The 26877-nt window shown below is 74.2% G+C and carries 27 protein-coding genes; 11 read left to right on the forward strand and 16 right to left on the reverse strand.

Features of this window, described 5'->3' with window-relative positions; all coding sequences use genetic code 11:
- Positions 1 to 2: 2 nt before the first annotated feature.
- From Ae717Ps2_RS19185 to Ae717Ps2_RS19220, 8 genes are read right to left on the reverse strand one after another with little or no spacing between them, the layout of a single operon-like run.
- Entirely contained in the window at positions 3 to 803 is an 801-nt protein-coding gene (locus tag Ae717Ps2_RS19185; RefSeq protein ID WP_075310949.1) for an enoyl-CoA hydratase/isomerase family protein, read from the reverse strand.
- A complete protein-coding gene (locus Ae717Ps2_RS19190) occupies positions 800 to 1615 on the reverse strand; it encodes an enoyl-CoA hydratase/isomerase family protein (protein WP_226360363.1) in 816 nt (271 codons plus the stop codon). Before Ae717Ps2_RS19190 ends, Ae717Ps2_RS19185 begins: the two co-directional genes overlap by 4 nt.
- Positions 1612 to 1830, reverse strand: coding sequence for a hypothetical protein (locus Ae717Ps2_RS19195; protein WP_020622794.1), 219 nt, complete (start codon positions 1828 to 1830; stop codon positions 1612 to 1614). Before Ae717Ps2_RS19195 ends, Ae717Ps2_RS19190 begins: the two co-directional genes overlap by 4 nt.
- Entirely contained in the window at positions 1830 to 2330 is a 501-nt protein-coding gene (locus tag Ae717Ps2_RS19200; protein ID WP_075310947.1) for an aromatic-ring-hydroxylating dioxygenase subunit beta, read from the reverse strand. The genes Ae717Ps2_RS19195 and Ae717Ps2_RS19200 overlap by 1 nt, the downstream gene beginning before the upstream one ends.
- On the reverse strand, positions 2327 to 3613 hold the full coding sequence (locus tag Ae717Ps2_RS19205) for a Rieske 2Fe-2S domain-containing protein (protein WP_075310945.1): 1287 nt from the start codon (positions 3611 to 3613) through the stop codon (positions 2327 to 2329). The genes Ae717Ps2_RS19200 and Ae717Ps2_RS19205 overlap by 4 nt, the downstream gene beginning before the upstream one ends.
- Before the next feature lie 28 nt (positions 3614 to 3641).
- On the reverse strand, positions 3642 to 4097 hold the full coding sequence (locus tag Ae717Ps2_RS19210; protein ID WP_020622791.1) for a MaoC family dehydratase: 456 nt from the start codon (positions 4095 to 4097) through the stop codon (positions 3642 to 3644).
- A gap of 3 nt (positions 4098 to 4100) precedes the next feature.
- Complete coding sequence (locus tag Ae717Ps2_RS19215) at positions 4101 to 4310, reverse strand: ferredoxin (protein WP_337819577.1); 210 nt, start codon at positions 4308 to 4310, stop codon at positions 4101 to 4103.
- On the reverse strand, positions 4307 to 5560 hold the full coding sequence (locus Ae717Ps2_RS19220; protein ID WP_075310943.1) for a cytochrome P450: 1254 nt from the start codon (positions 5558 to 5560) through the stop codon (positions 4307 to 4309). Before Ae717Ps2_RS19220 ends, Ae717Ps2_RS19215 begins: the two co-directional genes overlap by 4 nt.
- A 151-nt stretch (positions 5561 to 5711) precedes the next feature.
- Between Ae717Ps2_RS19220 and Ae717Ps2_RS19225 the strand changes: the two genes are divergently transcribed.
- The 4 genes from Ae717Ps2_RS19225 (at position 5712) to Ae717Ps2_RS19240 (ending at position 10097) form a co-directional block, all read left to right on the forward strand.
- The gene (locus tag Ae717Ps2_RS19225; protein WP_075310941.1) at positions 5712 to 6509 is read left to right on the forward strand and encodes an SDR family NAD(P)-dependent oxidoreductase; all 798 of its coding nucleotides are present in this window, start codon (positions 5712 to 5714) and stop codon (positions 6507 to 6509) included.
- 78 nt (positions 6510 to 6587) lie between these two features.
- Positions 6588 to 7754 carry an acyl-CoA dehydrogenase family protein gene (locus Ae717Ps2_RS19230; RefSeq protein WP_075333681.1) on the forward strand — a complete coding sequence of 389 codons (1167 nt, stop codon included), beginning with the start codon at positions 6588 to 6590 and terminating at the stop codon, positions 7752 to 7754.
- 4 nt (positions 7755 to 7758) lie between these two features.
- Positions 7759 to 8415, forward strand: a complete 657-nt coding sequence (locus Ae717Ps2_RS19235) for a TetR/AcrR family transcriptional regulator (protein ID WP_075333682.1) — start codon at positions 7759 to 7761, stop codon at positions 8413 to 8415.
- A gap of 59 nt (positions 8416 to 8474) precedes the next feature.
- Positions 8475 to 10097, forward strand: coding sequence for an AMP-binding protein (locus Ae717Ps2_RS19240; protein ID WP_083702422.1), 1623 nt, complete (start codon positions 8475 to 8477; stop codon positions 10095 to 10097).
- Positions 10098 to 10151: 54 nt separating this feature from the next.
- Here Ae717Ps2_RS19240 and Ae717Ps2_RS19245 read toward each other — a convergent pair whose 3' ends face one another.
- Both Ae717Ps2_RS19245 and Ae717Ps2_RS19250 read right to left on the reverse strand, forming a co-directional pair.
- A complete protein-coding gene (locus Ae717Ps2_RS19245; protein ID WP_075310935.1) occupies positions 10152 to 11843 on the reverse strand; it encodes a class I adenylate-forming enzyme family protein in 1692 nt (563 codons plus the stop codon).
- Between the two features lie 83 nt (positions 11844 to 11926).
- A complete protein-coding gene (locus Ae717Ps2_RS19250; protein ID WP_075333683.1) occupies positions 11927 to 13084 on the reverse strand; it encodes a CaiB/BaiF CoA-transferase family protein in 1158 nt (385 codons plus the stop codon).
- Between the two features lie 54 nt (positions 13085 to 13138).
- On the opposite strand from Ae717Ps2_RS19250, the gene Ae717Ps2_RS19255 reads away from it, so the two are divergent.
- The gene (locus Ae717Ps2_RS19255; protein WP_075310931.1) at positions 13139 to 13786 is read left to right on the forward strand and encodes a TetR/AcrR family transcriptional regulator; all 648 of its coding nucleotides are present in this window, start codon (positions 13139 to 13141) and stop codon (positions 13784 to 13786) included.
- Between the two features lie 56 nt (positions 13787 to 13842).
- Positions 13843 to 15162 (forward strand): NAD(P)/FAD-dependent oxidoreductase, encoded by a 1320-nt coding sequence (locus Ae717Ps2_RS19260; RefSeq protein WP_075333684.1) that lies wholly within the window; start codon positions 13843 to 13845, stop codon positions 15160 to 15162.
- Between the two features lie 127 nt (positions 15163 to 15289).
- On the opposite strand, the gene Ae717Ps2_RS19265 is transcribed toward Ae717Ps2_RS19260, so the two are convergent.
- Complete coding sequence (locus Ae717Ps2_RS19265) at positions 15290 to 16327, reverse strand: MBL fold metallo-hydrolase (RefSeq protein ID WP_075310927.1); 1038 nt, start codon at positions 16325 to 16327, stop codon at positions 15290 to 15292.
- A 48-nt stretch (positions 16328 to 16375) separates the two neighbouring features.
- On the opposite strand from Ae717Ps2_RS19265, the gene Ae717Ps2_RS19270 reads away from it, so the two are divergent.
- Entirely contained in the window at positions 16376 to 17173 is a 798-nt protein-coding gene (locus Ae717Ps2_RS19270) for an enoyl-CoA hydratase/isomerase family protein (protein ID WP_075333685.1), read from the forward strand.
- 25 nt (positions 17174 to 17198) lie between these two features.
- Here Ae717Ps2_RS19270 and Ae717Ps2_RS19275 read toward each other — a convergent pair whose 3' ends face one another.
- From Ae717Ps2_RS19275 to Ae717Ps2_RS19285, 3 genes are read right to left on the reverse strand one after another with little or no spacing between them, the layout of a single operon-like run.
- Positions 17199 to 18365, reverse strand: coding sequence for a thiolase family protein (locus Ae717Ps2_RS19275; RefSeq protein WP_075310923.1), 1167 nt, complete (start codon positions 18363 to 18365; stop codon positions 17199 to 17201).
- Positions 18365 to 19516, reverse strand: a complete 1152-nt coding sequence (locus tag Ae717Ps2_RS19280) for an acetyl-CoA C-acetyltransferase (RefSeq protein WP_020623741.1) — start codon at positions 19514 to 19516, stop codon at positions 18365 to 18367. The genes Ae717Ps2_RS19275 and Ae717Ps2_RS19280 overlap by 1 nt, the downstream gene beginning before the upstream one ends.
- A 24-nt stretch (positions 19517 to 19540) precedes the next feature.
- Positions 19541 to 20782 (reverse strand): NAD(P)/FAD-dependent oxidoreductase, encoded by a 1242-nt coding sequence (locus Ae717Ps2_RS19285; RefSeq protein WP_043278107.1) that lies wholly within the window; start codon positions 20780 to 20782, stop codon positions 19541 to 19543.
- Positions 20783 to 20874: 92 nt separating this feature from the next.
- Here Ae717Ps2_RS19285 and Ae717Ps2_RS19290 point away from each other — a divergent pair, with 92 nt between their 5' ends.
- Both Ae717Ps2_RS19290 and Ae717Ps2_RS19295 read left to right on the forward strand, forming a co-directional pair.
- Positions 20875 to 21663: an enoyl-CoA hydratase/isomerase family protein gene (locus Ae717Ps2_RS19290; RefSeq protein ID WP_075310921.1), complete on the forward strand. Its 789-nt coding sequence runs from the start codon at positions 20875 to 20877 to the stop codon at positions 21661 to 21663.
- Between the two features lie 14 nt (positions 21664 to 21677).
- Positions 21678 to 22907, forward strand: coding sequence for an enoyl-CoA hydratase-related protein (locus Ae717Ps2_RS19295; RefSeq protein WP_158071514.1), 1230 nt, complete (start codon positions 21678 to 21680; stop codon positions 22905 to 22907).
- Here the strand turns inward: Ae717Ps2_RS19295 and Ae717Ps2_RS19300 are convergent.
- Positions 22894 to 23478: a TetR/AcrR family transcriptional regulator gene (locus Ae717Ps2_RS19300; protein ID WP_233147631.1), complete on the reverse strand. Its 585-nt coding sequence runs from the start codon at positions 23476 to 23478 to the stop codon at positions 22894 to 22896. The genes Ae717Ps2_RS19295 and Ae717Ps2_RS19300 overlap by 14 nt on opposite strands.
- Before the next feature lie 106 nt (positions 23479 to 23584).
- Between Ae717Ps2_RS19300 and Ae717Ps2_RS19305 the strand changes: the two genes are divergently transcribed.
- On the forward strand, positions 23585 to 24778 hold the full coding sequence (locus Ae717Ps2_RS19305) for an acyl-CoA dehydrogenase family protein (protein WP_020622435.1): 1194 nt from the start codon (positions 23585 to 23587) through the stop codon (positions 24776 to 24778).
- Positions 24775 to 25788, forward strand: a complete 1014-nt coding sequence (locus tag Ae717Ps2_RS19310; protein WP_075310917.1) for a phosphotransferase family protein — start codon at positions 24775 to 24777, stop codon at positions 25786 to 25788. Before Ae717Ps2_RS19305 ends, Ae717Ps2_RS19310 begins: the two co-directional genes overlap by 4 nt.
- A gap of 59 nt (positions 25789 to 25847) precedes the next feature.
- Here the strand turns inward: Ae717Ps2_RS19310 and whiA are convergent, their stop codons facing one another.
- Entirely contained in the window at positions 25848 to 26753 is a 906-nt protein-coding gene (gene whiA, locus Ae717Ps2_RS37385) for a DNA-binding protein WhiA (protein ID WP_075333687.1), read from the reverse strand.
- Between the last annotated feature and the right edge of the window lie 124 nt (positions 26754 to 26877).

Raw genomic sequence — 26877 nt, forward strand, 5'->3', positions numbered from 1 at the left:
CGTCAGCGGCCGGTGAACCGGGGCCGGCGCCGTTCGAGCACGGCGGCGAGCCCCTCGCGGGCGTCCGCGGTGCCGGACAGCTCGGAGACCGTGCGGGCCTCCTCCGGCAGCTGGGCCTCGACCCGGGCGCCGAGCCCGGACCAGACCAGCCGCTTGACGGCACCGAGCGCACGCGGCGCGCCGGCGGCCAGGGTGCGGGCGACGGCCAGCGCCTCGTCGTGCAGCGCGTCGTCGGCGACCACCCGGGTGATCAGCCCGATCTCGACGGCCTCGGCGGCGGTCAGCGTGGGGTTGAGCAGCAGGATCTCCATCGCCTTGCGCAGCCCGACGAGCTGGGGCAGCGTCACCGACGAGCCCGCGTCGGGTGCCATGGCGACCCGCGCGGCGCCCGACATGAACTTCGCCGACTCCCCGGCGAGCACGATGTCGGAGGCACACACCAGGCCCAGTCCCCCGCCGCCCGCGGCGAACCCGTGCACCGCCGTGACGACCGGGACGGGCAGCGCCAGCAGGGCCTGCGCGACGTTCTGCAGCCAGGCGGTGGCCTCGCGCAGGTAGTCCGGGAGCGCCTCGCCCTTGGCGGTGAAGGTCTTCACGTCACCGCCGGCGCAGAAGTGCGGGCCCTCGCCGGTCAGCAGGAGCACCCGCAGGTCGGCCTGCCCGGTGGCGGTCATGACGGCGTCGTAGAGCGCGCGCAGGAACGGCACGTTCATGCCGTTGGCGGCCTCGGGGCGGTTGAGTCGCAGCCGGCCGACGCCGTCCTCGTCGAGGTCGAACAGGACCAGCTGGTCGGTGACGGTCACGTGCGTGTCCTTCCGGTGAAGCGGCCGATGCCCGCACCGGCCCGTTCCCCGTCCAGGTGGGCGAGGGTGGCGGCGGTCTCGGCGGACAGGCCGTCGCTCAGCGGGCCGTCCAGCCCGCCGCGTACGAGCTGCTTGATCCGGGCCAGCGCGCCGGGGTCCTTGCCGAGCAGGTTGGCGACGGTGTTCTCGACGAGGGCCTCGAACCCGTCGGCCGGGGCGCAGGCGTAGGCGATCCCCCAGTCGACGGCGTCACGGCCCGAGAGCCGGTCGCCGAGCAGGATGTGCCCGAGCGCGCGTGGGGTCCCCACGATGCGGGGCAGCCGCTGCGACCCGCCACCGCCGGGGATCATGCCGAAGTTGGCGTGGTTGTCGGCGAGTACCGCGTCCTCGCGGACGAGCGCGATGTCGACGGACTGGACCAGCTCGAAGCCGCCGGCCATCGCGTAGCCCTCCACCGCGGCGACGACCGGGACCGGCAGGTCCGCGATCAGCTGGCACGCACCGACGAAGGTCTCGAACAGCGGCCGCAGCGCCTCCGGGCCGTCCTCGCGCAGCCGGGAGACCTCGTGGAAGTCCCCGCCCGCGCAGAAGTGCCCGCCCGCCCCGCGCACCACGACGACGTCGGCCTCGGCCGCGGCGGCCACCAGCGCCGCGTGCAGGGCGCCGGCCAGCGCGACGGTGATCGCGTTGCGGGCCCGCGGTCGGTTCAGCGTCAGGTGGGCGACGCGCCCGTCGGCGCGCTCCTCGATCCGGGACAGGACCGGTGCGGTGTCCGGGCCGGTGCCGGGGTCGGTGCCGAGGTCGGGGCTCACGCGTCCTCCCGCCACCGGTCGGCCGACGGGTCGAGGAGCTTGTGCAGGTGTCCCTCGGGCAGCCACACCAGCGTCTCCAGCTCCAGCGCGTCGAGGTAGCGGACCCGGCCGGTGCGCAGGTCCTCGATGCGCAGCCGCCGGCTGTTCGCCTCGTCGTCGATGCGGACGGCGACCTCGGCGAACTCGTTGCCGACGATATCGGGACGGATCTCCATCAGACCAGGAACGCCAGCGTCGCGATCGCGCGGGCGTTGTCCACCAGCGCGACCTTCTTGTAGGACATCGCGAGCTCCCCGTCGACCACGCGCAGCCGGTAGGTGTAGCGCCCGGCCCACAGCTGGGTGCCGCGCTCGCGGGACTCGACGAGCACGAAGTTGGCGCCGACCTCGGTGTCCCCGGTCCCGGGCACGGTACCGAGGATCTCCACGTTGGACACGACCCGGCGCAGCCGCGACGCAGGCACCTGGGAGTGCCGGCGCCCGGTGCGGTACTGGCGGATCCGGGTGGCGATCCGGTTGCGGTTGTCGTGGATGATCGACATCTGGGTCATGCGGTCGGCGTCGTCGTCGTTCGCGGGCACCCAGTAGAGGGCGTCCGGGGTCCAGAGCGCCTCCCAGTCCTCATAGCGGTGCTCGTCGGCGTAGCGCGCCTCGCGGTAGAGGAACTGCTCGACGGTGCGCAGATCGAGCCCGGTGGCCGGCTCGGTGGTGGTCATCGGCCCTCCGTCATCAACCGCCGGTAGTGCGTCCAGAACCCGCGCATACCGGTCTCGTCGGTGGCCCCGCCGACGGTGAGGCCACGCTCGTCGGTGTACTCGCGCTCCGCGCCGCGCCGGATGTCGAGCCACTCCGGGCGCAGCTCGGCGACGCCTGCCTGGTTGCGCTCGTACATCTCGGTGTCGTCGGCGAGCAGCATCCCGGCCGGCCCGACCGACCCGATGCACTGCTGCAGCATCCGCTTGTTCATCTCCGGCGCGCCCTTGAGCTGCACCGCGGTGACGTGCTGGACGGTGAGGTCCGCGGCCAGCGGCTGGATGGTGAACAGCTGGATCTCGGCGATGAACAGGTTCGGGAAGATCATGACGTGGGGTCCGCCTTCGACCAGGATGTCGTGGGCGTCGGACCCGTAGGTCTCCCGCATCCGGGCCGCGTAGCGCGGCACCTTCTCCTCGGTCGTGCCGAACCAGCCCAGCGGGACGCCGAGCCGGCGGAACTCCGGGCGCAGGTCGTTCTCGCTGTGCCCGCCACCGAGGTCGCGGGTCACCGCGGTCGACTTCTCGCCGTAGAGCGCCCCGATCCCGCTCTCCGCGACGCTGAAGATCGAGGCGTGCACGAACTGCGGGTGGTAGCCGTCGGTCTCGTTCTCCGCGAGGAGCTTCCAGTTCGCCTTCGCGCGGTGCTGCAGGAAGCCGGCGGACAGCTCGACCTCCCCGTCCGGGGACAGCCGGACGAGCCGGTCGATCTCGCCCCTGGCCTCGCCGAGGTGCTCGTCGAGGGTGGGGCCGTCGGGGGCGAAGCTGCCGAAGACGAACCCCCGGTAGACCCCGACCCGCGGGACCCGGCCGAGGCCGAGGTCCAGCTTCCCGCGGCCGCCGTACCCCTGCGGGAACGGGTAGCCGAGCATCCGGCCGTCGTTGCGGTAGGTCCAGCCGTGGTACGGGCAGCGGAACGAGCTGGAGTTGCCCGACCGCGCCTCGCAGACCAGGTTGCCGCGGTGCGCGCACCGGTTGAGCAGCAGGTGCACCTCGCCGTCGGCGGTGCGGGTCATGATGACGTCCTGCGGTCCGATGGACTTGCGGACGTAGTCGTTCGGCTCGGCGATCTCGCTGACGTGGCCGACGTAGACCCAGGTGCGGTACCAGATGCGCTCCAGCTCGTCGGCGAAGATCTCCGGCGAGGTGTAGAGCGACCCGTGCACCTGCCGGGGCCGGATCAGCTCGTCGTACGGCGCCGCCGGTGGGCGCGGGGCGCGCGCGGCACCGGTGGGGGCGCTCGGCATCACGGTCGTTCCTCTCGTGTCTGGCGGATCAGGGGTAGAGCCGGCCGACGCTCTCGATCACGCAGGCGGGCTTCGGCGAGCCCTCGACCTCGATCGTCGAGCGGGTGGTGACCTCCACGAAGCCGTCGCCACGGCGCACCGAGGCGATCTCGGCGGCGAGCCGGACCTTCGAGCCCACCGGGACCGGCGAGGGGAAACGGACCTTGTTCAGGCCGTAGTTGATCCCCATCCGCACGTCGTCGACGCGGTAGAGCTCGTTCAGCAGCCGGGGCAGCAGCGACAGGGTCAGGAACCCGTGCGCGATGGTCCGGCCGAACGGGCCGGACGCCGCCCGCTCGGGGTCGGTGTGGATCCACTGGTGGTCGCCGGTCGCCTCGGCGAACAGGTCGACCTGACGCTGGTCGATCTCGACCCAGTCGGTCGGGCCGAACGACTCGCCCTCGGCGGCGGCCAGGGCGTCGACGCCCGCGAAGACCTTCGTCACCGCTCAGCCCTCGATCCGCAGGGCCTCGGTGGGGCAGGCCCGGCAGGCCTCCTCCAGCTCACCCCGCTGCGAGTCGTCGGCCTGCTCCTGGAGCAGGTTGAGCGAACCGTCGTCGGCGACCTCGAAGAAGTCGGGGGCCAGGGACTCGCAGAGCCCCAGCCCGGTGCACTTGTCGTAGTCGACCACCACGCGCACGAGTGGTACCTCCTTCACGGGTTGAGCGTGCACGGCATCGACTTGACGCCGTCCACGAAGTTGCCGACGAGCTGGACGGGCTCACCGGTACGCAGGTCGGGCACCCGGCGCAGCAGCTCCCCGAACAGCGAGCGCAGCTGGGTGCGGGCGAGCATGTTGCCCATGCAGAAGTGCGGCCCTCCGCCGCCGAAGCCGACGTGCGGGTTCGGGGAACGGGTGACGTCGAAGGTGTAGGGCTCGGTGAAGACCCGCTCGTCGCGGTTGCCCGAGGCGTAGAACATCACGACCCAGTCGCCGGCCCGGATCCGTTGGCCGTGCAGCTCGACGTCCCGGGTGGCGACCCGGCGGAAGGTCATCACCGGGCTGGCCCACCGGACGAACTCGTCGACGGCGGTGTTCAGCGTGCCGTCGGGGTCGGCCTGCAGGATCTTGCGCTGGTCCGGGAAGCGGGTGAGCGCCTCCATCGTGCGGCTGATGGTGTTGCGGGTGGTGTCGTTGCCGGCGACCGACAGCAGGACGAAGAAGGCCGCGATCTCCTCCTCCGACAGCCGCTCGCCGTCGACCTCGGCCTGCACCAGCGAGGTCATGAGGTCGTCGCGGGGGTTCTCCCGGCGGTCGTCGGCCAGCTCCAGGCCGATCGTGATGAGGGTGACCAGCGACTGGTTGAGCAGGTCCGCGGGCTCCAGCCCGGCGCGCACGTCGGCGTCGGCCCACGACACCATGCCGTCGGCGGCGTGCGCGGCGTCGTCGCGGCGCTCGACGGGCAGGCCGCACATCTCGTAGATCGTCCACATCGGCAGCCGCCGCGAGACCTGGTCCACGAAGTCGCAGTCCCCGGTGGCGATCAGGTCGTCGACGATGCGGCGGGCCTGGTCGGCGATCTGCGCCTCGATCTGCTTCACCCGGCGCGGGGTGAACGCCGCGCTGACCAGGCGGCGCAGCTGGGTGTGCCGGGGGGCGTCGGTCGCGAGGAACGAGCTGGCCGCCTCCAGGATGTCCGACGGCACGTCCTCGATCATCACGCCCTGGCCGGAGCAGAAGGTCTCCGGGTCCTTGCTGACGGCCGCGATGTCGGCGTGCCGGGTGATCGCCCAGAACCCGGCGTCGTCCTCCTGGGGCAGCATCGAGCCCTCGGCCGGGCGCTGCCAGCTGACCGGCCGCTCGTCGCGCAGCACACGCAGGCGTTCCTCGCGGCCCTCCGGCGTGAGCGACCAGAACTCCAGCGATCCCACCGACACCGGGTCGTAGTCGGGTCGGGTCTGCACCATTGCTCCCCCAGGGACGGTCTCGATTCTAACCTCGATTAATCTAGCGGGAAGGACATCACGAGCGCCGACCCGGTGTCAAGACGGCGACGTCGGAGGCGGTCGGGTGTTTAATCCCGCGTCGAAAGACCGGGTGGGACGAGGAGGAGCGGCGATGGATCTGGGACTGCGCGACGCACGGGTGGTCGTCACCGGGGCCGGGGCCAACATCGGGCGCGGCATCGCCCAGGTCCTGGCCCGCGAGGGCGCCAGGGTGCTGGTCGTCGACATCGACGGCGAGCAGGCCGGGCGCGTCGCCGGGGAGCTGCCCGGGCTCGGCGCGCCGGAGGCGCTCGCCCTGGCCACCGACCTGACCGCCGAGGGCGCGGGCGCCGCGGTGGCCGCCGCCGCCCTGGACGCCTGGGGCGGGGTGGACGTGCTGGTCAACAACGCGGGCTGGAGCAGGCCCGGCTGGTTCGCCGAGCAGACCGACCGCGACCTGTGGCGGCGCACCGTCGAGGTGAACCTGTTCGCCGCGATCGACTGCACCCAGGCCGTCCTGGGACCGATGCGCGAGGCCGGGCGGGGCGCGGTCGTGTTCCTGTCCAGCGACGCCGCCTACGGGGCGGTCCGCCAGGGCATCTACGGCGGCACCAAGGCGGCGCTGATCTCGCTCGCCCGCACCGTGGCCCGGGAGAACGGCCGGTTCGGGATCCGCAGCAACGTCGTCGCGCCGGGCCTGGTCCTGCCACCGGAGGACGAGCAGGTCGGCCCGAGCTCGGTGTGGGCGGGCGGCGCGGACTCGCTGTTCGCCCCCGAGGCCGTCGACGCCATCGTGGCGACCCAGGCGCTGCGCCGGCGCACGACGCCGACCGACGTCGGGAACGCGGTCGCCTGGCTGGCCTCGGAGACGGCCGCGTTCCAGGTCACCGGGCAGGTGGTCGCCGTCGGCGGCGGGTCGTCCATGCCGTGACGTGGGGCCCACGTTGACGACGCCGACCCACTTTACCTATTCTCGATTAGAAAATACTCCGGGTCACGAGGAGACACGATGCCCAGCTCGCTGATCGTCGCCGACACCGAGGAGCGTGCGGCGCTGCGCGACGCGGTCGCGACCCTGGTCGGCCGCTACGGCCACGACTACTTCATGCGCAAGGCCGCCGCCCACGAGGAGCCGACCGAGCTCTGGACGGAGCTCGGCGCGGCCGGCTTCCTGGGCGTGCACCTGTCCGAGGCCTACGGCGGGGGCGGCGGCACCATGGCCGACCTGGCCGTCGTCGTCGAGGAGTCCTCGACCCAGGGCGTCCCGCTGCTGATGATGGTCATCTCCCCCGCGATCTGCGGCACCATCATCGACACGCACGGCTCGCACGAGCTCAAGTCGCGCTGGCTGCCCGGCATCGCCGACGGCTCGCTGAAGATGGCCTTCGCCATCACCGAGCCCGACGCCGGGTCCAACAGCCACGAGATCACCACCACCGCCCACCCCGACGGCGACGACTGGCGGCTCCGCGGCCAGAAGTACTGGACCTCGGGCATCGACGAGGCCGACGCGGTCCTCGTGGTGACCCGCGCGCCCGAGGCGGGACCGAACGGCCGCCACCCGCTGTCGCTGTTCGTGGTGCCGACCGACACCGAGGGGCTGACCTGGCAGACGATCCCGGCCGCACTGCAGCAGCCCGAGCACCAGTTCACCGTGTTCTTCGACGACGTCCGGGTGGGCCCCGAGGCGCTGATCGGCGAGGAGGGCAACGGCCTGCGCCAGGTGTTCGCCGGACTCAACCCGGAGCGGATCACCGCGGCCTGCATCTCCAACGGCATCGCCCGCTACGCCCTGGAGAAGGCGTGCGGCTACGCCCGCGACCGGCAGGTGTGGGGCGTGCCGATCGGGTCGCACCAGGGCGTCGCGCACCCGCTGGCCGAGGCCTACATCGGGACCCAGCTCTCGCGGCTGATGGCCTACCGCGCCGCCGAGCTCTACGACGCCGGCGTCGACGCGGCCGAGGCGTCGAACATCGCCAAGTTCGCCGCCGCCGACTCCTCGCTGCGCACCCTGGACCAGGCGATGCAGGCCCACGGCGGAAACGGCATGTCCCTGGAGTACGGCCTGGCCGACCTGTGGTTCGTGGCCCGGATGCTCAAGACCGCACCGGTCAGCCGGGAGATGGTGCTCAACTTCGTCGCCCAGCGCAGCCTGGGCCTGCCGGCGTCCTACTGACCCGATGACCCGTACCCAGAGCGCCCGCTCCCCCGGGTCCCGCGCCGAGGGCGCGCGGGGTTCGGGGGAGAAGGCGGCGCGGACCCGGCGCCGCATCCTGGACGCGACGGCGTCGCTGCTGGCGACCCGCGGGTACGCGGGGACCCGGCTGTCCGACGTCGCGCGGCTGGCCGGGGTCCGGCCTCCGGCGATCTACTACTACGTCGACTCCCGCGAGGACCTGGTCGAGCAGGTCGTCGTCGCGGGGATGGTGCGCAACCTGGAGCACGTGCGGGCCCGGGTGCAGGAACTGCCCGCCACGGCGAGCGCGATGGACCGGATCTGCTGCGCCGTCGAGGCCCACCTGCAGGCCGTGCTGCGGATCTCCGACTACACCGTCGCGGCGGTGCGCACCACCGCGCAGCTGCCCCCGCAGGTGCGGGACCGCCAGCTCGCGGAACAGCAGCGCTACGTGAACTTCTGGCGCGAGCTCGTCGAGGCCGCCCGGGTCTCGGGTGAGCTGCGGCCCGAGCTCGACCCCCGCGCGGCACGGATGCTCGTACTGGGGGCGCTCAACTGGGCGTGCGAGTGGTGGAGCCCCGGGCGTGGCTCCCTGCGGTCGCTGGTCCGAACGGCGCAGACCATCGTCCGGCGGGGCCTGACGGCTCCGACCGGCGGTTGACGTCCGAAGTTTCTTATCTAGATTCGGTTCATCTCGTGACCTGCATCGTCGGAGGCCGTATGAGCACGTCCGTCAGCCCGCAGCCCACCGCGCTCCGGCGCGCCGAATGGCTGGAGGGCCCCGGCCCCGGGTTGCTCGAGAGCACCGTCGGCGGACTGCTGCGCGAGCAGGCCGCCGCCCGCCCGGACACCGTCGCCCTGGTCGCGACCCGGCACGACGGGACACCGGGCCGGTGGACCTACGCCGAGCTGCTCGACGAGGCGAGCCGCGTCGCCGGCACCCTGCACGAGCTCGCCGGACCCGGCGGCCACGTCGCGATCTGGGCGCCGAACATCGCCGAGTGGACGATCGTGCAGTACGCGGCGGGCCTGGCCGGCGTCGTGCTGGTGGCGCTCAACCCGGCCCTGCGCCCCGGGGAGCTCGAGTACGCCCTCACCCTGTCCCGTTCCACCGTGCTGCTGCACGCCGACCGGGTACGCGACCACGACCTGACCGGCGTCGTCGCCGAGGTCGCCCCCCGAGTGCCGGGACTCGCCCACGTCGTCAGCCTGTCCGACACCGACCGGCTGCACGGGGCCCCGCTCGACGGCGGGTCCCCCGACGCCGCGGACCGCAGCAGCCCGGACGCCCCGGCCATGATGCAGTTCACCTCCGGCACGACCGGCCGCCCCAAGGGGGTGCTGCTGGCGCACCGCTCGCTGCTGAACAACGCGCGGCTGACCATGCACACCGCGCAGGCCCGCGAGGGGGCCGTCGCGGGCGCCCCGCTGCCGACCTTCCACACCGCGGGCTGTGTGATCTCCACCCTCGGCCCGGCGGTGCTCGGCGGCACGATGGTGCTGATCGAGAAGTTCACCCCCGCCGCGGTGCTCGACGCGATCCGCGCGGAGGGCGCCTCGGTCCTGATGAGCGTGCCGACGGTGCTCGGGGCGGTGCTGCACGAGGCCCGCGGCCGCGACGAGGCCGCCCCGCCGCTGGACACCGTCCTGGTCGGTGCCGCGACCGCGCCCGGGACGCTGATCACCGGGGTCCGGGAGACGTTCGGGGCGTTCGTGCACAACCTGTACGGCCAGACCGAGCTCTCCCCCGTGCTGAGCCTGACCCGGCGGTCGGACGGCGAGGACGACCTCGTCCGCTCCGTCGGCCGCCCGCTGCCGCACACCGGGGCCCGGATCGTCGACCCGGCGACCGGCGAGGTGGCCGGCCTCGGCGTCGTCGGCGAGGTCTGCGCCCGCGGCTACAACCAGATGCTCTGCTACTACGACGACCCGGAGGCCACGGCCGCGACCGTCGACGACGAGGGCTGGGTGCACACCGGCGACCTCGGGTCGATGGACGAGCGCGGGATGATCACGCTGACCGGTCGGCTCAAGGAGCTCATCATCCGCGGTGGGGAGAACATCGCCCCGGCCGAGATCGAGGTCGCGCTCGCCGAGCACCCGGCGGTCGCGGCGTCGGCGGTCGTCGGACTGCCCGACCCGACCTGGGGCGAGATCGTCGCCGCGGCCGTGGTGACCCACGAGCCGCAGCCGGCCGGGTTCACCGACGAGCTGGCCACACACTGCCTCGCCCGGCTCACCCCGTACAAGGTGCCGGTGCGCTGGTTCCTGGTCGACGAGCTGCCGATGACCCCGTCGGGCAAGGTGCAGAAGTTCGTGCTCCGCGACGAGCTGGGCGGCTGAGCCCCGCACCGGACGAGCGGCCGGGTCCCGGGCGGTGCGCCCGGGACCCGGCACTCATCCGCCCAGCACCTCGGCGGCGCGCCGGGCGAGCCGGAACTTCTGGATCTTGCCGGTGGGCGTGGTCGGGAGCTCCCCGGAGGTGGTCACCAGGACGTGCCGGGGCACCTTGAACCGCGCGAGCTTCTCCCGGCACAGGGCGAGCACCGCGTCCGGGTCGACGGTCGCGCCCGGCTCCGGGACGATCCAGACGCAGCCGACCTCGCCCCAGCGGTCGTCCGGGACGCCGACGGCGAACGCCTGACTGATCCCCGGCTCACGGGTCAGCAGCTCCTCGATCTCCTTCGGCATCACCAGCTCGCCGCCGCTCTTGTAGAGCTCCTTGCTGCGGCCGGTGATCTCCAGGTAGCCGTCGTCGCGGACCCGGCCCAGGTCACCGGAGAACACCCGGCCTCCGCGCAGCGCGGCCGCGGTCTCCTCGGGCTTGTCCCAGAACCCGAGCATGTGGGTGGGTCCGGACGAGACGAGCTCGCCCTCCGCCCCGGCGGGCAGCTCCTCACCGGTGAGCGGGTCGCAGGTCGTGTACGCGCACAGGTCGCCGTCGCGGTCGGGCAGCCCGGCGACGCCGGCCCGCTTGACCCGGCCGACCGTCGTCGCGTGCCGCTCCAGCGGGTCCTCGGGCAGCGTCATCGTCATCGCGCCGCCGCACTCGGTCATCCCGTAGCCGGTGGTGACCTCGGCGATGCCCAGCTCGGCCCGCACCTTCTCCCACAGCCACACCGGCGCCGGCGCGGCGCCGGAGAGCAGCGCGAACACCGAGGACAGGTCGCGCCCGGCCCGGGCGGGGGACTCGAGCAGGGCGACGGTCATCGTGGGCACGCAGAGGATCTCGGTGGCCCGGTGCCGCTCGATGCCCTCGACGTAGTCGGCCGCGGAGAACGCCAGGCGCGGCACGATCGCCCCGCCGACGAACATGGCCGCGACCAGGCCCTCCACGTAGCCGAACATGTGGTAGCAGGGCAGTGAGAACAGGATCCGCCGTCCGTCCTCGAACGCGCGGGTCAGCGCGGAGGCGTACCCCGTCCGCAGCACCCCGTCGTGGGTGACCATGACGCCCTTGGGCGCGCCGGTGGTGCCCGAGGTGTAGAGGATGTCGCCCAGATCGCCGGGTGTGGTGCCTGCCGTGCCGGCCGCGACCGGGGATCCGAGCGCGCCCAGCTCCTCGACGGTCGTGACCCCCGGCCGCGCCGGGTGCACGGTGGGCAGCGCGACGACCGCGCGCAGGTCCGGCAGCTCCGCGGTGGGGCCCTGCTCCCAGCCGGGCGCGACGTCGTCGAGCAGGGCCAGGTGGTCCAGGTCGCCGTAGCCGGTCATGGTGACGAGCACCGTGCACCGCGACTGACGCAGCACGTAGGCCAGCTCGTCGCGCCGGTAGAGGAAGTTGAACGGGATCGCCACCGCCCCGGCCCGCGCGACCGCGAACTTCAGCGGCACGAACTCCAGGTGGTTCGCCATGAGCAGGCCGACCCGGTCCCCGGGCCGCACGCCGAGCGCGGCCAGGCCGCCCGCGAGCCGGTCGGACCAGGCGACGGCCTCGGCGTAGGTCAGTGTGCGGTCGTCGGTGACGACCAGCGGGCGGTCGCCGAACTCGGCGGCGCAGTCGTCCAGGAAACCGTCGAGGGTCCGGGGGCGCCAGACCGGGTGGCGGGCCTCCAGGGCCGCTCGACGGTCCGTGATCGGGGCGGGCATCGTCGACCTCCACGCCAGTGTTTAATCTGTCGTAGATTAGAGAAGCCGGGCGCGGCGGACAATGGACCGTCCGGCGCACCGGGTCAGGCCTGCCGGGCCGCCTCCGAGGCGAGCAGGGCGTCGACGTCCAGCCCGGCTGCGGCGAGCACCTCGCGGGTGTGACCGCCCCGCACCGGCGCGGGGCCGGGCGCGGCGACGGGATGCCCGGACAGGCGCGGCGCGGGTCCGGGCTGCAGCACCCCGTCGACCTCGACCACGCTCCCCCGGGCCACGAGGTGCGGGTGGGCCGCCGCCTCGCGCAGGCCCAGGACCGGCGCGACGCAGGCGTCGGTGCCGTCGAACACCGCCGTCCACTCCGCGCGGGTCCGGGTGGCGAACCGTCCGGCGAGCGTGGCGCGCAGGGCCGGCCAGCGGCTGCGGTCGTGCTGGTCCCGCGGGTCCGCGACCTCGCACGGGATCTCCAGCAGGCGCAGCAGCTCGGCGTAGAACTGCGGTTCGAGCGCACCGACCGCCATGTGACCGCCGTCGGAGGTGGCGTAGACGGCGTAGAACGGCGTGCCGCCGTCGAGCAGATTGACCCCGCGCCGGTCCTCCCAGCGACCGGAGCCGAGCAGGGTGTGGATCACGGCGAGCAGGTGCGAGGTGCCGTCGACGATCGCCGCGTCGACGACCTGCCCGCGCCCGGTGCGTTCGGCCTCCAGCAGCGCCGCGAGCACACCGATCACGAGGTAGGTCGCCCCGCCGCCGAAGTCGCCGAGCAGGTTGAGCGGGATCTGCGGGGGTCCGTCGGCCGGGCCGATGGCACCCAGCGCCCCGGTCAGGGCGATGTAGCCGACGTCGTGCCCGGCGGTGTGCGCCAGCGGCCCGTCCTGCCCCCAGCCGGTCATCCGCCCGTAGACCAGCCGCGGGTTGCGCTCCCACACCGCCTCCGGTCCGACCCCCAGACGTTCGGCGACCCCGGGCCGGTTGCCCTCGATCAGCACGTCCGCACCGGTGGCGAGGGCGAGCACCGCCTCGACCGCCTCGGGCCGCTTGAGGTCGAGCACCACCGAACGCTTGCCGCGCCCCAGCACGTCGGCGGCCGGCGGCGCGGTCGGCAGTGGCCCGGCCGACGGCCGGTCGACCCGGATCACGTCGGCCCCGAGGTCGGCCAGTGCCATGCCGGCGAACGGTCCCGGCCCGATCCCGGCCAGCTCCACGACCGTCCGCCCGGCCAGCGGCCCCCGCTGCGTCCCACCCATGCCGCACCCTCCCGATACTTTTTCTTACTACGATTAAACAGTAGCCTGACGACCGTGACCGACGCACCGGAGCGGGACCCAGCCACGGTGGGCGACGCCGCGGAGCTCCCCGCCCCGCGCCCGGCGCCCACCCGGGAGCGGATCCTGGACGCGGCGGCGGTGGTGCTCAACCGCAACGGCTACGCGGGGACCCGGCTGCTCGACATCGCCACCATCGCCGGCCTGCAGGCCCCGGCGATCTACTACCACTTCGCCTCGCGGGACGAGCTCATCGCCGAGGTGGTGCAGGTCGGACTGCGCCGGGTGATGGCGCACGTGCACGGCGAGCTCGACGCACTGCCGCCGGACAGCTCGCCGATGGACCGCATCACCACCGCCGTGCGCGCACACCTGGAGATCGTGCTGCGGGACTCGGAGTACGCCTCGGCCGCGATCCGGCACGCCGCCCAGCTCCCGCCGGGCATCCGCGACGTCCAGCTCCGCGACCAGCGCCGCTACGGCGCACTGTGGCGGGGCCTGGTGGACTCCGCGCGCGAGGCCGGCGAGGTGGATCCGGACCTGGACGCGCAGGCGGCCCGGATGCTGGTGATGGGGGCACTGAACTGGGCCCCGGAGTGGTGGCGCCCCGAGCGCGGCGACCTCGCAGGGACCGTGGCGACCGCGCAGACCATCGTGCGCGAGGGGCTCTCGCCGGACCGTTGACCCGTGCTTCGTATTAATTTACTCTCGATTAAAGAGTCGACCGAAGGAGATGACCCGTGCAGACGTCCGACACCGCGTTCGACGCGCTCGTGGTGGGCGCCGGCGCCGGTGGCCTGTTCGCCGCCGCCCGGCTGGCCCGTGCCGGCTACCGCACCCTCGTCGTGGAGCGGCTCGACAAGGTGGGTGGGCGGGCGTCCACCACCGAGATCGACGGGTTCCTCGTCAACGACGGCGCGATCGTCATCGAGGTCGGTGGCATCACCGAGGAGACCTTCGCCGAGGTCGGCGCCGAGTTCGACATCCGCACCCCGAAGGTCCCGGTGCTCTACCGGGTGGGCGGCAAGAACCTCGACGTCACCCGCGGCGGCTGGGGCATGCTGCTGTCCCAGCTCACCCGGCAGGGCGCGAAGCTGCTCTCGGGCATCGGCGCCGCCCGCACGAACGACGACGCACTGCCCGGCAGCGAGCTGTCCACCGCGGAGTGGGTCGGCAGGTACTCGAAGAACGCGGCCGTGCAGGGCGTGTTCCGCAACATGTGCGCCTCGGTGTTCGCCGTCGGGTCCGAGGAGCTGCCCGCGCGGGTGTTCCTGACCTACTTCACCCGCAAGTCGGCGTTCAAGAAGTTCGGGTTCTGCCCGGCCGGCACGATCGGGGTCTGGCAGTCGCTGGCGAACTCGGTGATCGGCAACGGCGGCCAGGTGTGGCTGTCGTCGGAGGTCGAGCGGCTGCACCTCGCCGACGGCCGGGTCACCGGTGCCACCGTCGTGCGCGACGGCGAGCGCGTCAAGGTCACCTGCCGAGTGGCCGTGAGCGACACCGGGCCCGCCGCGACCGTGGGCCTGCTCGGCGCGGAGAACCTCCCCGCGGACTACCGCGAGCAGGTCGCGGTCAAGGACCGGCCGTGCTCGATGATCGCGCTCAACTTCGCCAGCCGCGAGCGCCTGGTCGACGTGCCCGGCATGCTGCTGTTCTCCACGTCCGAGCGGCTCTGCTACGTCGCCAACTTCACCGACACCTGCCCGGAGATGGCGCCGGAGGGCTGGAACCTCTACGTCGCGGCCTCGGTGCCCAAGCCCTCGGTCGGCGACTTCGACGCCGATGCCGAGGTCGAGCTGCTGCGCACGGACCTGCGCGAGCAGATCCCCGGCTTCGACCGGGCCCGCACCCTGTCGGTCGCGGTCATGCGCGACGGGTGGCCCCCGCAGCGCGCGGTCGCGGGCTACGACCTGGGCCACGACACCCCGATCGCGAACCTGTGGAACGTCGGCGACGGGGTCAAGGAGTACGCCAACGGCGGCACCACCGCCTGCGCCGAGACCGCCAAGCTCGTCACCGAGAAGATCCTCGCGGAGTACCCGCTGACCGCGGCGGTCTGACCCCGCCGCTCCCGGCCACTCCCCCACCGGCGCGCCGCCACCTGCTCCCCGGGTGGCGGCGCGCAGTGCGTTCGGGACAGTGCGTTCAGGACAGCGCGTTCGGGACGGGGCAGCCGGGACGGGGCGCTCAGGACGGGGCGTAGCGGCGTACGCCGTCCTCGCCGTCGTGTGCGACGAGCACGCCCGCGTCGACCAGCACGTCGAGGTGGGCGGCGATCTCCAGCACCGCGAGCGCGGCGTGCTCGGTCTCCAGCTGCGACAGGTGCCGCTCCCGCCGGGTCCACGGCAGGGCGGACGCGACCGCCCAGGCCGTCGTGTCCCCGGCCCCGACCCGCGCCGCGGCGGCGGCCAGCCGCTGCTCGTGGTGGGCCAGCAGCTCGTCGACACGGGTGTGCACACTGCGGGTGACCGGCCCGTGGGCCGGCAGCAGCAGGGAGTCGGGCAGGTCGCGGACCAGCCGCAGCGAGTCCAGGTAGCTGCGCAGCGGCATCGGCTCGGGGGCGCGTTCGTAGCCGATCGACGGCGTGATGTGCGGCAGCACGTGGTCCCCGGAGAACAGCGCGCCGCGCGCGGTGTCGCGCAGCACGACGTGCCCGCGGGTGTGCCCCGGGGTCGCCCGCACCTCCAGCTCGCCCTCGCCTGCGGTGACCAGGTCGCCGTCGTCGAGCCAGGCGTCGGGCATGCTCCACGGCGCCAGGTCGACGCGCTCGACCTCGGCGACGTGCCGGGCCAGGTCCCGGGCCAGGTCGGCCGCACCTGCCGCGGCCACCATGGCCGGCTGCGGCGCGGGGTGGGCCGCGCGGTCGCTCTGCGCCGCCACCGAGGGCTCCTCCCCGCGGCCGAGCACGACCCGGGTGCCGTGGGCGGAGCGCAGCGCGAGGGCCTGGGTGTAGTGGTCGTGGTGGGCGTGGGTGACGACGACCTGGGCGACGTCGGCCGGGGCGTACCCCAGGGCGCGCAGGCCGACCTCCAGCGCGTCGCCGTCGGCGTCGACCCAGCCGGAGTCGACCAGGGTCGGCCCGTCCGGCCCGTCGAGCACGTAGACGTTGACCGCCCGCAGCCCGTCCAGCGGCAACGGCAGCGGGATCCGGTGCACCCCCGGCAGCACGGGGTGCGCCCCCGGTTCGGTCCAGTCCTGCACCTGCTCGGCGAGCTCCACGGTCACATCGACCCCTCCTTCTTTCTAATCCTGATTCAATGTAGTTTCGCGGACGTGACCCCGCGCTACGAGGACCTGCGGTACGAGACCGGCGACGGACTGGCCCGGATCGAGCTGCACCGCCCCGACGCCCTGAACGCCTGGACCCCCGCCATGGGCACCGAGCTGCTCGACGCCGTGCGTCGGGCGTCGGCCGACGACGCGGTCCGCGCGGTGCTCGTCACCGGGGCCGGCCGGGCGTTCTGCGCCGGTGCCGACGTGAAGAACCCGCGCGAGACGACCCCCGAGGGCGATCCGGACCTGTCGACCCGGCTGCGCGAGATCTACAACCCCATCGTGCTGGCGGTGCGGGCGGCACCGAAGCCGTTCGTCGGGGCGGTGCAGGGCGCCTGCGCCGGGCTCGGGGTGTCCCTCGCCCTGTCCTGCGACCTGCTGCTGGCCGCCGAGGACGCCTACCTGCTGCTCGCCTTCGTCCGGATCGGGGTGATGCCCGACGGCGGGACCACGGCGTTCCTGGCCGAGCGGATCGGGCTCGCCCTCGCCGCGGAGCTCTGCATGCTCGGCGACCGGCTGCCCGCCGAGACCGCACACCGCTGGGGACTGGTGAACGCGGTGCACCCCGGCGAGCGCCTGCACGCCGAGGCCGAGGCACTCGCCCGGCGCCTCGCCCAGGCGCCGACCGTCGCGCTGGCCAGCACCAAACAGGCCCTCGGGGCGGCCGCCCAGCGGCGCCTGGCCGACCAGCTGGAGCTGGAGGCGACCCTGCAGCAGCGGCACGCCACCACCCACGACTACGCCGAGGGCAGGGCCGCGTTCGCACAGAAGCGGCAGGCCGTGTTCCGGGGGTGCTGATCCCCCGGACACGGCCCGCCGCCGCTCACAGCCGTTCGATGACGGTGGCGTTGGCCATCCCTCCGGCCTCGCACATCGTCTGCAGCCCGTAGCGGCCGCCGGTGGCCTCCAGGTGGTGCAGCATCGTCACCAGGAGCCGGGTGCCCGAGGAGCCGAGCGCGTGCCCGAGCGCGATCGCCCCGCCCCGCGGGTTGAGCCGGGCCGGGTCCGCGCCGAACTCGCGTGCCCAGGCCAGCGGGACCGGGGCGAACGCCTCGTTGACCTCGTAGGCGTCGATCTCGTCGAGGGACAGACCGGCGCGGGCCAGCACCGCGTGGGTGGCCGGGATGGGGCCGGTCAGCATCATCAGCGGGTCGTCGCCGACGACGGAGAACGCGTGGAACCGGGCCCGCGGACGCAGCCCGAGCGCCGTCGCCCGCTCCTCGCTCATGACCAGCACGGCGGACGCGCCGTCGGTCAGCGGGGAGGAGTTGCCCGGCGTGATCCGCCAGTCGATCTCGGGGAACCGCGCCGACATCTCGTCGGTGCGGAACGACGGCCGCAGCCCGGCCAGGCCCTCGGCGGTGGTCGTGTCGCGGACGGTCTCGTCGGTGGTCAGCCCTGGCGCCTCCGGCACCGCGACGACCTCGGCGTCGAACCCGCCGTCGGCCCAGGTCCGCGCGGCGCGGCGGTGCGACTCGGCGGAGTAGGCGTCGAGCTCGTCGCGCTCGAGCTTCCAGCGCTGCGCCACCAGCTCGGCGGAGATGCCCTGGTTGACCAGACCGTCGGGGTACCGGGCGGACGCCCGCTCCCCCATCCCGGCGCGGGCACTGCCGATCGGCACCGCGCTCATCGACTCGACGCCCGCGGCGATCACCACGTCGTGCACGCCGGCCAGCACGGCCTGGGCGGCGAACGCCGCCGCCTGCTGGCTCGACCCGCACTGCCGGTTGAGCGTCGTGCTGGGCACGGACTCGGGGAACCCGGCGCCGAGCACCGCGTTGCGCCCGATGTTGCCGGCCTGCTCCCCCACCTGCTGGGCGCAGCCGACGATCACGTCCTCGACCAGCGCCGGGTCGATCCCGGCCCGCTCGACGAGCGCGGCGAGCTGACCGGCGAGCAGGTCGGCCGGGTGCACACCCGACAGCCCGCCGCCGGGCTTGCCTCTCCCGACCGGGGTGCGGATCGCCTCGACGACGACGGCGGTGCGCATCAGAGCCGCTCGATGATCGTGACGTTGGCCTGGCCGCCGCCCTCGCACATGGTCTGCAGGCCGTAGCGGCCGCCGGTGCGCTCCAGCTCGTGCAGCATGGTCGTCATCAGCCGGGCGCCGGTGGCGCCGAGCGGGTGGCCGAGCGCGATGGCGCCGCCGTTGGGGTTGACCTTCTCCGGGTCGGCGCCGGTCTCGGCCAGCCACGCCTGCACGACCGAGGCGAAGGCCTCGTTGATCTCGACGGTGTCGATGTCGCCGATGGTCAGACCGGTCTTCTGCAGCGCGTACTCGGTCGCCGGGATCGGCGCGGTCAGCATCCAGACCGGGTCGGCACCGCGCACCGACACGTGGTGGATCCGCGCCCGCGGGGTCAGCCCGTGGTCGCGCACCGCCGACTCCGACGCGATGAGCAGTGCCGCGGTGCCGTCGGAGACCTGGCTGGACACGCCGGCGGTCAGCCGGCCGCCCTCGGTGAGGGTCTTGAGGCCGGCGAGCTTCTCCAGCGAGGTGTCCGCGCGCGGGCCCTCGTCCGTGCCGACCTCGCCGAACGGCACGATCTCCCGCTCGAAGCGGCCCTCGGAGATGGCGCGCAGCGCGCGGTGGTGGCTCTCCAGCGCGAAGACCTCCATGTCCTCGCGGGACAGGTTCCACTTCTCGGCGATCATCTCCGCGCTGCGGAACTGGCTGATCTCCTGGGTGCCGTAGCGCTTCTCCCAGCCGACGCTGCCGGTCCACGGGTCGGTCGCGCCGAACGGCTCGCCGACGGAGAACGAGCACAGGATGGGGTACTGCGACATGATCTGCACGCCGCCGGCGATCACCAGGTCCTGGGTGCCCGCCATGACCGCCTGCGCGGCGAAGGACACGGCCTGCTGGCTGGAGCCGCACTGGCGGTCCACGGTCGTGCCCGGCACCGACTCCGGCAGCCCGGCGACCAGCGCCGCGGTGCGCGCGATGTCCCCGGCCTGGGCGCCGATGGCGTCGATGCAGCCGTAGACGACGTCGTCGATCGCCGCCGGGTCGACCCCGGTGCGCTCCACCAGGGCCCGGATCGGGTGCGCCCCGAGGTCCGCGGGGTGCACGGCGGCCAGTCCGCCCTTGCGGCGGCCGACCGGGGCCCGGACGGCGTCGACGATGTAGGCCTCGCCCATGAGTTCCTCTTCCTGCGTCGCGTCTCAGCGCGCGGCGACGGCCGCGGCGTTGCGTTCCTCGGCGAACGCGAGTGCGTCCGTCCAGCTCGTGCGGCGTCCGATGCGGACGCGGTACTTCATGACGTCGGCGCGGCGCTCGAGCGTCAGCGCGCCGGTCAGCCGGTCGCCGGTCCGGTAGAGCGCCACGAACCGGCCGTCCTCCGGGGAGCCGGAGACGACCCGGATCTCGTCCGCGCGCGGGACGCCGACGAACTGGATGCGGCTGCCGTACCAGTCCGACCAGAAGTAGGGCACGGTCTCGTAGGGCCGGGCCGCGTCCGGGTCGAGGGCGTTGCGGGCGGCGCGGGCGCCCTGCTCCGCGGCGCTGGTCCAGTGCTCGATCCGCATGCGGCCGCCGGTCGGCAGCTCGGAGAACAGCGGGTTGACCCAGTTCACGACGTCGCCGGCGGCGTACACCCCCGGCAGGTCGGTCCGTAGGGTCTCGTCGGCGAGGATCCCGTTGTCCAGGCCGACCCCGGAGCCCTCCAGCCAGCCGGTGTCGGGGGTGGCGCCGATCCCGGCGACCACGAGGTCGGCGGGCAGCACGGTGCCGTCGGCGAGCCGGACACCGGTGACCCGGCCGTCGCCCTCCAGCCCGTCGACGCCGACGCCGCAGCGCAGGTCGGTGCCGTTGGTCTCGTGCAGCCGTGACAGCGCCGCGCCCATCTGCTCGCCGACCGCGCGGACCAGCGGGACCGGCAGCGCCTCGACGATGGTGGCGGGCAGGCCGCGCTTGCGGGCACCGGACGCGACCTCGGACCCGATGAACCCGGCCCCGACGACCACGGTGCGGGCGCCCGCGTCCAGCGCGGCGCGCACGGCCCGCGCGTCGTCGAGGGTGCGCAGCGTGTGCACCCCGGCCAGGTCCCCGGGCAGCGTGCGGGCGCGGGCCCCGGTGGCGACGACGAGTGCGTCGTAGCCGATCCGGCGGTCGCCGACGACGACCTCGCGGGCGTCGGCGTCCAGGCCGGTCGCCGGCTCGCCGAGGACGAGGTCCACGCCGAGCTCGTCACGCAGGTGCTCCTCGGTCCGGAACCGCACGTCCGGCGCCTCGGGGTCGTCCAGGAACGCCTTCGACAGCGGGGGCCGGTCGTAGGGCAGGTGCGCCTCGGCACCGACGAGGGTCACCGGGCCGGTGTGCCCGGCGTCGCGGGCGGCCTCGGCGGCCCGCAGACCGGCCAGGGACGCCCCGACGACCACGAGGCGGGGACCGGGACTCGGTGACATCGCAGGCACCCTTTCGTCGACCAGATTTGAATCGAGAATAAACTTATGCCAGATTCGACGTCAACGCCGGGGCCGCCGTTCGGGAGGACGCGATGCACGAGGACAGGGCCATCCACCGGGTCACCGGAGGACTCGCCGAGATCAGGCTGACCCGGGACCGGGGCAACGCGATCGACCCCGCGATGGTGGAGGCGATCGACGCCGCCGTCCGCGCCGTCGAGGCCGACGAGACCGTGCGCAGCGTGCTGCTCACCGCCGCCGGTCCGGCCTTCTGCGTCGGCGGCGACCTGGGGTTCTTCCGCAGCCGGGTGGACGACCTGCCCGCCCAGCTGGACTCGATGATCGACACGTGGCACGGCTCGACGCTGCGCAGGCTCTCCGCGCTGCCGGTCCCGGTCGTCGCGGCCGTGCGCGGCGGCGTCGGCGGCGGCGGGCTGGGGCTGGTGTGGGGTGCCGACGTGGTCGTCGCCGCCGATGACGTGAAGCTCGCCACGGGGTTCACCAAGCTCGGCATGACCGGCGACGGCGGCAGCACCTGGTACCTGCCGCGGCTGGTCGGGATGCGCCGCGCCCAGCAGCTCATGCTGCGCTCCACCCCGGTCGGCGCCGAGCAGGCGCTGGAGTGGGGGCTGGTGTCGCAGGTCGTGCCCGGCGACGAGGTCGAGACCGTTGCCCGGACCATCGCCGAGGAGTTCGCCGACGGCCCGACCTGGGCCTACGGCGGGATCAAGCAGCTGCTGCGCGACAGCGACGACCGCACCCACGCCGACGGCCTGCTCGCCGAGTACCGGCTGATGACGGCCGGCGCGGGGCGGGCCGACGTCCGCGAGGGCGTCATCGCGTTCACCGAGCGCCGCGCCCCGAAGTTCGACGGCCGATGACCCAGGAGCACACCGTGGACACCACCACCGTCACCACCGACACCCACACCGACAGCGGCACCGGAACCGACGCCGAGGCCGTGGTCCGGCGCCTCTACACCGCGCTCGCCGACGGCGACCGGGACACCCTCGACGCGATCCTCGACCCCGACTTCGTCGGCGTGCTCGCCGCGGGGATGCCGGGCGACGTGGGCGGCGAGCACCGCGGCGCCGAGGCGATGCGGCGCGACGGCTGGGGCGGCATCGGACGACACTTCGCCGCCCGCGCCGAGCCCGACCGGATCGACGCGCTCGCCGACGGCCGGCTGCTGGTCTCCGGGCACTACCGGGGCCGCGGGCGGCGCGGCGGCGCCGAGCTGGAGGCGGCGTTCACCCACGTCGTCACCGTCGCCGGCGGCCGGCTGACCCGGCTCGAACAGCTCACCGACACCGCCCGCTGGGCCGCCGCCGCGCCGCCGTACACCACCCTCGACGTGCGGGTCGCCGACGGCGTCGGCACCCTGCGGCTGAACCGTCCGGACCGGCACAACGCGGTCGACCGGACACTGGGAGCCGAGTTCGCCCGGGCCGTGGACGCCGTCGCCGCCGACCCCGCGGTGCGGGCCGTGGTGCTCACCGGCGGGGACCGGGTGTTCTGCGTCGGCGGCGACGTCGAGCTGTTCACCGGCTGCGCCCCCGAGGAGCTCCCCCGGGTCCTGCGCGAGGTCACCGACCTGTTCCACCCCACCGTCGAACGCCTGTCCACGATGGACGCGCCGGTGGTCGCGGCGGTGCACGGCGCCGCAGCCGGGATGGGCCTGGCACTGGTGTGCGCCGCGGACGTCGTCGTCGCCGCCGAGGACGCCGTGTTCACCACCGCCTACGGCGGCATCGGGCTCACCGCCGACGGCGGGCTCTCCTGGACCCTGCCGCGGCTGGTCGGGCTGCGCCGCGCCCAGGAGCTGTTCCTGACCGGGCGCCGGCTCACCGCGGCCGAGGCCCTGGAGTGGGGCCTGGTGACCCGGGTGGTGCCCGCCGCCGAGGTCGACGCGGTGGCGCGGGAGTACGCGACGACGATCGCGGACGGCCCGACACAGGCGTTCGGCGCGGTGCGCCGGCTGCTGCGCCGCAGCAGCGAGTCCGACCTGCACACCCACCTCGCCGAGGAGCAGCGCTCGGTGGTCGAGGCCGGGCGCAGCCACGACCTGCTGGAGGGGACGCGGGCCCTCGCCGAGCGCAGGCAGCCCCGCTTCACGGGCTCCTGACCGGCCCGGGCCTGGCTCCGACGAGGCGCAGCGCGAACTCCGCGAGCTGCCAGGCGACCTCGTTCTCGGCCGGGCCCGCGTCGTCGCGGAACCACACCGCGACGCCCATCCCCTGGTCCAGGATCGCGTACGAGGCCAGCTGCGGCGAGGCCACCGAGAACACGCCCGCCTCGACCCCGTCGGTGATCAGGCGGCGGAAGCGCCGCTCGTAGTCGGCACGCAGCCCGAGCACCTCGGACCGGTGCGGCTCGGTCAGGCTGCGCAGCTCCCGGTTGCCGACGAAGGCCTCCAGGCGGTTGCGGGCGTGGAACCGCACGTGGGCCTCGACCGCGCGGCGCAGCCGCTCGGCCGGGTCGGCGACCCCGGCGACCGCGGCGTCGTGCTCGGCCAGCAGGGCGCGCATGGTCGCGTCGATGACCGAGGCGAGCAGCTCCTGCTTGGAGCGGACGTGCTTGTAGAGACTCGGGCCGCGGATGCCGACCGCCGCGCCGATGTCGGCCATCGTCGTCGCCTCGTAGCCGCGACGGGCGAACTCCGCCAGCGCCGCCGACCGGATCTCGTCGCCCCGCACGGCTAGCAGTCTATAGCCGACCTGTGACATGAGGCTCCCTGCGCTGTACTCACCTGCCTCGAACCTGCTAGAAGGTGGCTAACACTCATTAGCCGATGGAGGAGACATGGCCGTCGACCTCGCCCAGGACGCGGACGTCCGCGACCTCGCGGAGCGCACCGCACGCTTCATCCGGGAGGTGGTGATCCCGGTCGAGGAGACCCACGGCGGTGTCCTGCCCTCCGAGGAGGCCCGGGTGCAGCTGCAGGACGCCGCCCGCGCCGCGGGGGTGTTCGCCCCGCACGCGTCGCCGGAGCTCGGCGGGCACGGCCTGGACATGCGCGCCCGCGCCGCGGTGTTCGAGGAGGCCGGGTACTCGCTGCTCGGACCGATCGCGCTCAACATCGCCGCCCCCGACGAGGGCAACGTGCACATGCTGGAGCGGATCGCGAGCGAGGAGCAGAAGGAGCGCTACCTCGCCCCGCTGGCCGCCGGCGACGTCCGGTCCTGCTTCGCGATGACCGAGCCCGCCCCCGGCGCGGGCTCGGACCCCGACGCCCTGTCCACCACGGCCACCCGGGTCGACGGCGGCTGGCGCATCGACGGCCGCAAGTGGTTCACCACCGGCGCGGACGGCGCCGCGTTCGCCATCGTCATGGCCCGCACCACCGGCGAGCCCGGTGACCGCGGCGGCGCGACGATGTTCCTGGTCGACGCCGACAACCCCGGGATGAAGGTCGGCCGGCACATCCCGACGCTCGACGAGTCGCTGTTCGGCGGACACCTGGAGGTCGAGTTCTCCGACTGCCGTGTCCCGGACGACGCGGTGCTCGGCGAGGTCGACCAGGGCTACCGCTACGCCCAGGTGCGGCTCGGCCCGGCGCGGCTCACCCACTGCATGCGCTGGCTGGGGATCGCCCGGCGTGCGCAGGACATCGCGGTGGCGTGGGCCTCGGAGCGCGAGGTGTTCGGGTCCCGGCTGGCCGACCTCGGCATGGCCCAGGCCATGATCGCCGACAACGAGATCGACATCGCCGCCTCGCGCGGGCTGATCCTGCAGGCCTGCTGGGAGCTCGACCGCGGCAATCCGGCGGGCAGCCAGGTGTCGATCGCCAAGACCTTCACCGCCGAGGCCGTCTGGCGCGTCGTGGACCGGTCACTTCAGCTCAACGGCGGACGCGGGGTGTCCGGCGACGTGCTGCTGGGCCGCTTCCTGCGCGAGGTGCGCCCGTTCCGGATCTACGACGGCCCGTCGGAGACCCACCGCTGGTCGATCGCCAAGCGCACCGTGGGCCGCTACCGCAGGGAACAGGCCCGATGAGCGGTCCCGACGGCCTGGACCTGGCCGCCCTCGACACCTTCCTGAGGGCGAACGTCGACGGGTACCGCGGCGGGGTCACCGCCGAGCTGGTCTCCGGCGGCCGCTCGAACCTCACCTACCGGGTCACCGACGGCACCCACGTGTGGATCCTGCGGCGCCCCCCGCTGGGCACGCTGACCCCGTCGGCGCACGACATGGGCCGCGAGTTCCGGGTCACCGCCGCCCTGGCGGGCACCGGCGTACCGGTCGCCCCGGCCGTCGCGCTGGCCGACGACAGCGTGCTCGGGGTGCCGTTCGCGCTCACCGGGTTCGTCGACGGGATCGTCGTACGCAGCGAGGACGACCTCGCCGCCCTCGACGACCCCACCGTGCACGCGGTGGCGTTCTCCCTGGTCGACACCCTCGCCGCACTGCACGCCGTGGACGTCACCACCGGTCCGCTCGCCGAGCTGGGCCGCCCCGCCGGGTACCTGCGCCGCCAGGTCGAGCGCTGGTACGGCCAGTGGCAGCGCGTCGCCACCCGCGAGATCCCCGACGTCGACACCCTGTACCGCCTGCTCGACGACACCTGCCCGGCCGAGAGCGACCACGCCGTCGTGCACGGGGACTTCCGCATCGACAACGCCATCCTCGACGCCGGGCACCCGGCCACGATCCGCGCGCTCGTCGACTGGGAGATGGCCACGCTCGGCGACCCCCTGGCGGACCTGGCGCTGCACACCGTCTACGGCGACCCGACGTTCGCACCGGTGCTGGCCGGGTCCGCGGCCTCGACCAGCTCCCGCATGCCGTCGACCGCGGAGCTGGTGGAGCGCTACACCGTCGCGTCCGGGCGGACGGTGCGCCACTGGGCGTTCCACCGGGGGCTGGCCTACCTCAAGGCCGCGGTCATCGCCGAGGGCATCCACGCCCGGCACCTGCGCGGGGACACCCGCGGGGAGGGGTTCGCGACGGTCGGCGAGGCGACCGCACCGCTGGCCGCGGCCGGGGTGGTCGCCGTCCACGCCTGACCGGCCGGGGGGGGCGCCGGGCACCGCGGCCCGGCGCGCGGCCGTCAGCGGGTCCGCCCTCAGCCGCCGGGGTGCGCGCGGTCGGCGTACTCGAGCAGCCGGCGCAGCCGTCCGGCGATCGCGTCCTTGGTCATCGGCGGGTCGGCGAGACGGCCCAGCTCCTGCAACGACAGCTCCGGGTTCCGGGCCCGCAGCAGGCCGGTGGCCAGCAGACGGTCGGGCACCCCGGCGGGCGGGTCCGCCAGCAGTGCCTGGACACGCCGGGTCGTCGTCGCCGCGGCCTGGGAGGCACGCTCCCGGTTGGCGTCGTGCAGCGCGCCGCTCACCGGCGCCTCGCCGGTCCCGCGTCGGAGGTCGGGGGTCCACGCCTGCGCCGCGCGCGGCGCGCCGATCAGGCCGAGCACCGCCCGCACGTCGGCGTGGTCGCGGACGACCACCCGGTCGCCCTGGGTGCCGGGGCGGGTCAGCGCGGCGACGCCGAGGCGCCGGGCCGCGCCGGTGAGCGCCATCGCCGTCTCCGGGGACGGGCAGATCAGCTCCAGCCCGGCCCGGCCCCGGCCGCCGAGCGCCCCGGCGGCCAGGAACGCGGCGCGCCAGGCCCCGGCCAGGACCGCGTCGTCGCCCGCGACGACCGACGGCGGCAGCCCGCGCACCCAGCGGCCGGTGCCGTCGCACAGCCGGGTGCGGCGGGCCAGCTCCGGGACGCGCGCGACGATGCGGAGCGACTCGGACGACGGCCGGACGACGGGGATCTCGAACAGGTCGGTGATCTGCCGGGCCAGGCGCTCGGCGGAGCGTGCGCACCCGGTGGGGACCTCCAGCACCGGTACCGATGCCGCCCCGGCGGTCTGGCCGAGCGTCCCGGCGCAGGCGAACCGGAGTGTCGTCGCCACCTCCGCACGACCGATGTCGGCTCGCGCGGGGCGGTGCCGGAACAGCTCGTCCCGGACGTCGGGGGTGTCCACCTGCAGCTCCTTCGGATCCGACCGGCGTGCTCCGCCGGTGCCGGCTCGGGCCCCCGGAACCGGCGGACGGCGTCCGGGCCGGGGGGGGGACGGCCGGCCCGGGACGGACCGCCCTGGCGGGGGC

This window comes from Pseudonocardia sp. Ae717_Ps2 (genome assembly GCF_001932475.1).
GTDB lineage: Bacteria > Actinomycetota > Actinomycetes > Mycobacteriales > Pseudonocardiaceae > Pseudonocardia.